Origin of the sequence: Micromonospora sp. B11E3 (assembly GCF_039871625.1) — a bacterium.
Lineage (GTDB): Bacteria > Actinomycetota > Actinomycetes > Mycobacteriales > Micromonosporaceae > Micromonospora.
Window position 1 is genome coordinate 1 of record NZ_JBDPMC010000137.1, and the last position, 8,211, is coordinate 8,211.

General features: G+C 64.2%; 1 pseudogene. It reads left to right on the forward strand.

From position 1 onward, the window contains the following. Positions 1–774: 774 nt before the first annotated feature. A pseudogene (locus ABGB16_RS32470) lies at positions 775–8,211 on the forward strand (hypothetical protein); the annotation flags it as partial.

Genomic DNA, 8,211 nt, shown 5'->3' on the forward strand with positions numbered 1-8,211 from the left:
GGCACCGACCCCAGCGCCATCCTGCTCGCCTCCACCACCCCACCCCGCGGCCCGTCCCACGCCATGCAGGCGGAGACCACCTCCCCCTCTGACGCTCCGCCCGGCGATCGGCCGCCCGGTGCGGAAGGTGACCCGTCTGGTGGCGGCCCGACGCTTTCTGCCCCGCCCCCCGCATACCAGCTGGCAGAGGGCGATATCGCGACACCAACGGAATGGGATCTCTCGTATTGGCTGGGGACGGCGGCCGGCGGAGCGGGCGGGTTCCCGGGCTCGCCGGCAGCGCCGACACCGGCGTCTGAATCTTTGACGGAGAAGGGTGGGCCGGCAGGGCCGCCTGGCGGCTTGTATTCCTACGCCGATGAGCCGGAATTGCCCGATATGGATGCGGAATTGGCTTTCCCGCATTTGCTGCGGCCGGAGACCGGCGGAGCGGGCGGGTTCCCGGGCTCGCCGGCAGCGCCGACACCGGCGTCTGAATTTTCGACGGAGGGGCCAGGGGCGCCACCGGCGCCTGGCTCGGAGTCGCCGCGGTCGGAGTCGGGAACTGAGCCGACCCCGAAGCGTCAGCGCATCGATGGGCCGGCAGAGGCGCCTGATGGTGACCCGGAATTGTTCGATGTACGGGGATCATGGGCTTTACTGGATCGGCTGGGGACGGAGACCGGCGGAGCGGTCGGGTCTCCGGGCTCGTCGGCAGCGCTGGCACCGGTGCCTGAATTTTCGACGGAGGGGCCAGGGGTGCCACTGGCGCCTGGCTCGGAGTCGCCGCCGCCGGTGGACGATGCGCCGGCCGACTTCGTGGACTTGCTGTCAGGGACGGATCCGGTGGACGGTGCGCCGGCCGACTTCGTGGACTTGCTGTCAGGGGCGGATCCGGTGGCATTCATCATGGGGTCGCCGTCGGAGAACCCCGCGCTGGACGATGCGCCGGTCGGGTCTCCGGGCTCGTCGGCAGCGCCGGCACCGGTGCCTGAATCTTTGACCGATGAGCCAGGGACGCCACCGGCGCGTGGCTCGGCGTTGCCGTCGGCGGCCGGTGCGCCGGTCGGGTCCCAGGGCTCGCCGGCAGCGCTGGCGCCGGCGCATGGCTCGGCGGTGCCGCCGGCGGAGGTCGATGTCGCGTCGGACTTGGACCAGAAGGTGGACGCGGCGATCACCGCGTTGTCGGCCGTGGTGCCCAGGAAACGCTTCGAGGAGTGGGCGCACGAGGTGTTCGACGTCGACCCTCGGGAGTTCGGCGTGGGGGGCGGGCCCTTCCTTCAGCAGGTGTTGGACGCCTACGGGGAACAGTTGGCAAAGTTGGGGGTCCGCAGCCTGGATGGACTGCGTGCGTGGGTGATTCGTGAGCTGGCCGACGACCTCGCCCGGGACGAAGGGTCGAGGTTCAGGGAGATTCTTCCGTATCCGGAGGGCGTGTCGGAGCAGGAGCGGCAGGCCCTGCACCGGGTCTGGTACCACAAGATAGGAAAGATCGATTCGGGTCATGAAGTCCGGCCAGTGCTTTTCCATGTGTTGGCCGGGAGGTTGCCCCTGTCGATGCGGGTCCATCATCCGTTCGGTGCCCCGTACGACATCAGATCGCCACTGGGTGACGGTGTCCCCCCGAAACAGGTCTTGTTCTTGGCGAACGGCTACCTTTCTTTCGTCGAACCTCGCGCCGAAGACGGTTCCGGCATCGCCGGCCAGATCGATGCGGGCTTCCCCCAGGCAGAGATAGCCCCCAGCGACCGGGAGAAACTGGATGGGGAGTTCGAAAAGACACGTGATCTGCTGCAAAAGGCGATCGCCAATGCGGAGGAGAAGAATGGCGACAGCACCTACTGGCGTATCCTGGGAAACACCTTCCAGCGTAACCTCGCGGACATCCGTCGACGCCTCACCTTCCCCGACAGGCAGGTTCAGGAACTCGCCGAACACCTCCAATACTTCAAGAAGCTCAAGACCCAGGGCCGCTGGGTAGACCAGCGCCCAACGGACCTCCACGACCCATTCACCATCCGTGTCCCGGCCACGGAAATATCGGGGCTCACCCCTCCAGCGCAAGTGTTGAGCATCCGGCTGGCGGACGGCCAGCCACCGCATCGGGAGTTTGTCGCTGGGCTTGCCGTCCGGGGTGATGAGGTCAATGTCACTTTTGGGACATGGGGTGGCGGTTTTGTCGAAATCACCCCGCCCGACGGCACCGACAGCGCCATCTTCCGAAGGATCAGCCGCGAGCTCACTGCCGACGAGTTGAAAGTTCTGAAGAGAATGGCACCCGGCCGGGCGTGGACAACCGATCGCCCATTGTTCGGCGAGTCCTACCGCAGCACGGCGTCCATAAACAATAGGCGATTGAGCATATTGCTCGGCGGGGGTGTCGGGGTCGAAGGCCGCCAACCCGGTGTCCTGCCAGGCATCATGGTTGACGACGGTGAATTCGACTTTCCCGCGATGGACCGAATTCATCTCGAGAGTGGGTTTGACGCCACTGGTCGGCCCATGGTGGTCGCGAAAATCTCGGCCACGGTCGGCGGAGCCGAACAGGACCTGTACGTGGAAGTGGTCAACCCCGCTCCCACCGCGTACGACATCGGCGGTTTCCCCGGAAAAGTGCTGTGGGAGTTGGAGAATCGGTGGGATCTTTCCGACTCAGAAGTTTTCAAAGACACAATTAGGGCGCGGAATAATTTGCCCTACCCCCTGTCGGCTAGTGTTGGTAAGGGGGGATTGACGTTCGATGGGGGGGAGGTGCAGGTCGCCGCCGGGACGGAGATCACCTTCTGGGTAGGGAAGTGGCCGCGGCTGGTCCGATCGGAACTCGGCGTTTTCGTCGTGGTCAGGGCGCCGTTGGTCGGCGACAAAGACCGACACGCCTACCGGCTCTTAAACGCGAGGACGACGATCGATAAGTTCGCTGAGCTCATGGGAACGCTCCGGAGACTGCGTGGGCACGTGCCAGCCGAGTCGGAAACTGGGCAAGCTTCGAAGCGTCAGCACATCGATGATGATGGGCTGGTACGGAGGCCGCGCCGTCGGCGTGGGCCGGCGTTGGAACGGCGCCCGGCCGGCCCCGGCGCTCCGCACGGCAATCAGCCGTTCGGTCCGACGGAAGGTGAGCGGTCTGGTGTTGGCCCGGAGAGCTCTGCCCTGAGGGATGACTTGCCGGTATTGCTCGATATGTCGATATCGGATTGGCTGCAGCCGGAGCAGGAGCAGGAGGTGGCTGAGGCGATCACCACGTTGTCGGCCGTGGTGTCCAGTGACCAGGCGACACTCTTCGAGGAGTGGGCGCGCGAGGTGTTCGACGTCGATCCTGGGCGGTTTGACATGGGGGTGGCTGGGGTCTTTCAGCCGGTGTTGGACGCCTTTGGGGGCCAGTTGGCGGAGTTGAAGGTCCGCAGCCTGGATGGACTGCGTGCGTGGGTGATTCGTGAGCTGGCCGATGACCTCGCCCGGGGCGAGAGGTCGAGGTTCAGGGAGATTCTTCCGTATCCGCAGGGCGTGTCGGACCAGGAGCGGGAGGCGCTGCACCGGAAGTGGTTCTCCAAGGTCGTAGGTGGCGGGGTTCACGAACTCACGCATGTGCCTTTCCATGTGCTGGCCGAGAAGTTGTCGCCGATGGAGGTCCATCATCCGTTCGGTGCCCCGTACGGCATCGGCCAGCAGCGGGGTGACGGTGTCGTCCCGAAACAGGTCCTGTGGTGGAGGGGCGCTTACTTCCTCGTCAAACCTCGTGCCGAAGACGGCATCGCCGGCCGGATCGCTGCGGGCTTCCCCCAGGCAAAGATAGATCCCAGCAATCGGCGGGAACTGGATGGGGTGTTCGAGTCGACGCGTCGTCTGCTGCAAAATGCGATCGCCAAGGCGGAGAAGAATCGCGACAGCGCCTACTCGCGTATCCTGGAAAACACCTTCCGGCGTGACCTCGCGGTCATCCGTCAACGCTCCTCCTTCCCGTACAGTCAGGTCCAGGAACTCGCCGCACACCTCCGATACTTGCGCAATCTCAAGCACCAGGGCGGCTGGGAAGACCAGCGCCCAACGAACCTCTACGACCCATTCACCATCCGTGTCCCGGCCACCCCCGTGCGGCATGACCCGGAGATATCGGGGTTCACTCGTCCGGTGCCAGGGTTGAGCATCGGGCCGGCCGGCCAGGAGGTGCGTCTCGATGATATCGATGGGCTTGTTGGCCCGGGTGATGAGGTCGATGTCACTGTCGGGGAGATTAGGAAAGGGGTGGTTGTCGGTTTTGTCGAAATCACCGCAGCCGACGGCACCGGAAGCGCCACCTTCCGAAGGATCGACCGCGAGTTCACTGCCGACGAGTTGAAAGTTCTGAAGACAATGGCACCCGGCCGGGCGTGGACAACCAATCGCCCATTGTTCGTCGAGTCCTACCGCTCCACGACGTCCCTAAGAAAGCACAATGATAGGCGATCGGGTGGTAGGCGATTGGGCCTAGGCCTACACCTCGGCGGGGGTGTCGGGGTCAAAGCCCGCCAGCCCGATCTCCCGCCAGACATCGTGGCCGGCGGAGGTTCGTTCAAATTTCCCGCGACGAACCGAATTTATCTCGAGAGCGGGTTTGACGCCATTGGTCGACCCATGATGTTCGCGAAAATCTCGGCCACGGTCGGCGGAGCCGAACAGGACCTGTACGTGGAAGTGGTCAAGCCCGCTCCCACCGCGTACGACATCGGCGGTTTCCCCGGAAAAGTGCTGTGGGAGTTGAAGAATCGGTGGGATCTTTCCGACTCAGAAGTTTTCAAAGACACAATTAGGGCGCGGAATAATTTGCCCTACCCCCTGTCGGCTAGTGTTGGTAAGGCGGGCTTGACGTTCGATGGGAGGGAGGTGCAGGTCGCCGTTGGGACGGAGATCACCTTCTGGGTAGGGAAGTGGCCGCGGCTGCCCGCATCGGAACTCGGCGTTTTCGTCGTGGTCAGGGCGCCGTTGGTCGGCGACAAAGACCGACACGCCTACCGGCTCTTAAACGCGAGGACGACGATCGATAAGTTCGCTGAGCTCATGGGAACGCTCCGGAGACTGCGTGGGAACATGCCAGCCGAGTCGGAAACTGGGCCAACCTCGAAGCGTCAGCGCACCGATGATGATGGGCCGGCACGGAGGCCGCGCCGTCGGCGTGGGCCGGCGTTGGAACGGCGCCCGGCCGGCCCCGGCGCTCCGCACGGCAATCAGCCGTTCGGTCCGACGGAAGGTGAGCGATCTGGTGTTGGCCCGGAGAGCTCTGCCCTGAGGGATGACTTGCCGGTATTGCCCGATGTGTCGATATCGGATTGGCTGCAGCCGGAGCAGGAGCAGGAGGTGGCTGAGGCGATCACCACGTTGTCGGCCGTGGTGTCCAGTGACCAGGCGACACTCTTCGAGGAGTGGTCGCGCGAGGTGTTCGACGTCGATCCTGGGCGGTTTGACATGGGGGTGGCTGGGGTCTTTCAGCCGGTGTTGGACGCCTTTGGGGACCAGTTGGCGGAGTTGAAGGTCCGCAGCCTGGATGGACTGCGTGCGTGGGTGATTCGTGAGCTGGCCGATGACCTCGCCCGGGGTACCGAGTCGAGGTTCAGGAAGATTCTTCCGTATCCGCAGGGCGTGTCGGACCAGGAGCGGGAGGCGCTGCACCGGAAGTGGTTCCCCAAGGTCGTAGGTGGCGGGGTTCACGAACTCACGCATGTGCCTTTCCATGTGGCGGCCGAGAAGTTGTCCCGGCCGATGTGGGTCCATCATCCGTTTGGTCCCTCGTACGGCATCGGCCCGCGGCCGGGTGACGGTGTCGTCCCGGAACAGGTCCTGTGGTGGAGGGGTGCTTACTTCCTCGTCAAACCCCGTGCCGAAGACGGCATCGCCGGCCCGATCGCTGCGGGCTTCCCCCAGGAAGCGATAGATCCCAGCACGCGGCGGGAACTGGATGGGGTGTTCGAGTCGACGCGTGGTCTGCTGCAAGCGGCGATCGCCAAGGCGGAGAAGAATCCCGACAGCGCCTACTCGCGCATTCTGGAAAACACCTTCCAGCGTGACCTCGCGGTCATCCGTCAACGCTCCTCCTTCCCGTACAGTCAGGTCCAGGAACTCGCCGCGCATCACCGATACTTGCGCAATCTCAAGGACCAGGGCGGCTGGGAAGACCAGCGCCCGAGTAATTTCTTCGGCCAATTCACCATTCGCGTCCCGGCCACCCCGGTGCGGCATGAACCGGAGATATCGGGGTTCACCCGTCCGGTGCCAGGGTTGAGCATCGGGCCGGCCGGCCAGGAGGTGCGTCTCGATGATATCGATGGGCTTGTTCGCCCGGGTGATGAGGTCGATGTTGCTATCGGGAAGATTGGGAGAAGGCGTGTCGGTTTTGTCGAAATCCGGTACACCCGGCCCGACGGCACCGAAAGCGCCATCTTCCGAAGGATTGACCGCGAGTTCACTCCCGACGAGTTGAAAGCTCTGAAGACAATGGCACCCGGCTGGGCGTGGACAACCGATCGCCCATTGTTCGTCGAGTCCTACCGCTCCACGACGTCCCTAAGAATACACAGTTCTGGTGGGCGATCGGGTGGTAGGAAATTGGGCCTACACCTCGGCGGGGGTGTCGGGGTTCAAGGCCGCCAGCCCGAGCTCCCGCCAGACATCGTGGCCGGCGGAGGTTCGTTCAACTTTCCCGGGACGGACCGAATTTATCTCGAGAGCGGGTTTGACGCCATTGGTCGACCCATGATGTTCGCGGAAATCTCGGCCACGGTCGGCCGAGCCGAACAGAACCTGTACGTGAAAGTGGTCAGCCCCGCTTTCGACGTGGACGACATCGGCGGGATCTTCGCGTCCGGAAATGTGCTGTGGGAGTTGAAGAATCGGTGGGATCTTTCCGATTCAGTGGCTTTCAAAGGCAAAATTGCATCGCACAGTAGCTTGCCCCGCCCCCTGAAGCGTACTGTTGGTAACAGAAATGATGGTAAGGGGGACTTGACGTTTGGTGGGAGGGAGGTGCAGGCCGCCCCTGGGACGGAGGTCACCTTCTGGGTAGGGAAGTGGCCGCGGCTGCCCGCATCGGAACTCGGCGTTTTCGTCGTGGTCAGGGCGCCGTTGGTCAAGGGACCCGGACACGCCTACCGGCTCATCAACATGGATATGAAGTCCGATAAGTTCGGTGAGCTCATTGGAAAGCTCCGCCGGCAGCGGAACCTCACCATGCTTGCCCCGCAAGCCGAGGGGGCGCCTGAGCCGACCGGGCAGGGTCCGGGCGCAGGGGATGGGTCGTCGTTGCCTGCAGGGGTTGCGCGCGGGGCGGGCGCGAGGTCGAGCGGCACCATCAGGGCCGGGCACCTCCGGCAAGTCCGGCGCGACACCGCCGAACTCACCGGCCAGGCGTGGAGACTCGACCCCCCATCGTTCGTCGGGTCCTATCACATCACGGCGTCGCTGGACGCCAGATCGAATTTTAGGAAGTTGGACGTAAAATTCGCCGGCCGCCCGGCCTATATCCCACAGGCCGTGGTGGTCGACGGAGACTCGTTCGCCTTTCCTGCGGACGTCGAAGAGGTTCGTCTCGAACTCGGGTATGACAGCACTGGTCGATCCGCCGCGTTCGTGGAACTACCGGCCAAAGATAGTCCTACCGGGGAGACCCTGTACCTGGAGCTGGAGCCCGCCCCCACCGCAGACGACATCGAGTCGCTGCGCAGAAGGGCGCTGTGGGTGCCGCAGGATCAGTGGGATCTTTCCGAGGCGGTGGAGTTCGAGGACGTAGTAATGACGAAGGGCAAGGGCAACTATTTGCCACCTCCCCTGCATATTGATCTTGGTACGGAAGGCGCGCTCGGTGGGGCGGAGGTGGATGTCACCGCTGGGACGCTGGTCAGATTCCGGGTGGGGAAGTGGTCGCGGCAGGTCGGATCGGAATCCGTTACCGGCGTTTTCGCCGTGGTCAGGGCGCCGTTGGTCGACGGAACCGGGCACGCCTACAAGATCTTCAAAGAGAAAACGACGGTCGATCGGTTCGAGGCGCTCATAGAAAAGCTCCGAGACCGGCAGGAGTCGTTCAACATGCGCATCCTTAATGGGTGGCAACCTAAGCCGACCGGGCAGGCTCCGAGCATCGGGCAGGGGCCGGGCGCCGGGCAGGGGCCGGGCGCCGGGGGTGAGTCGGGTTCCGAGGATGGGTCGTCGTTGCCTGGTGGTGCGGCGGCGTTTGAGTGGGGTCCTGTGGGGGGTGGTTCGTCTTCG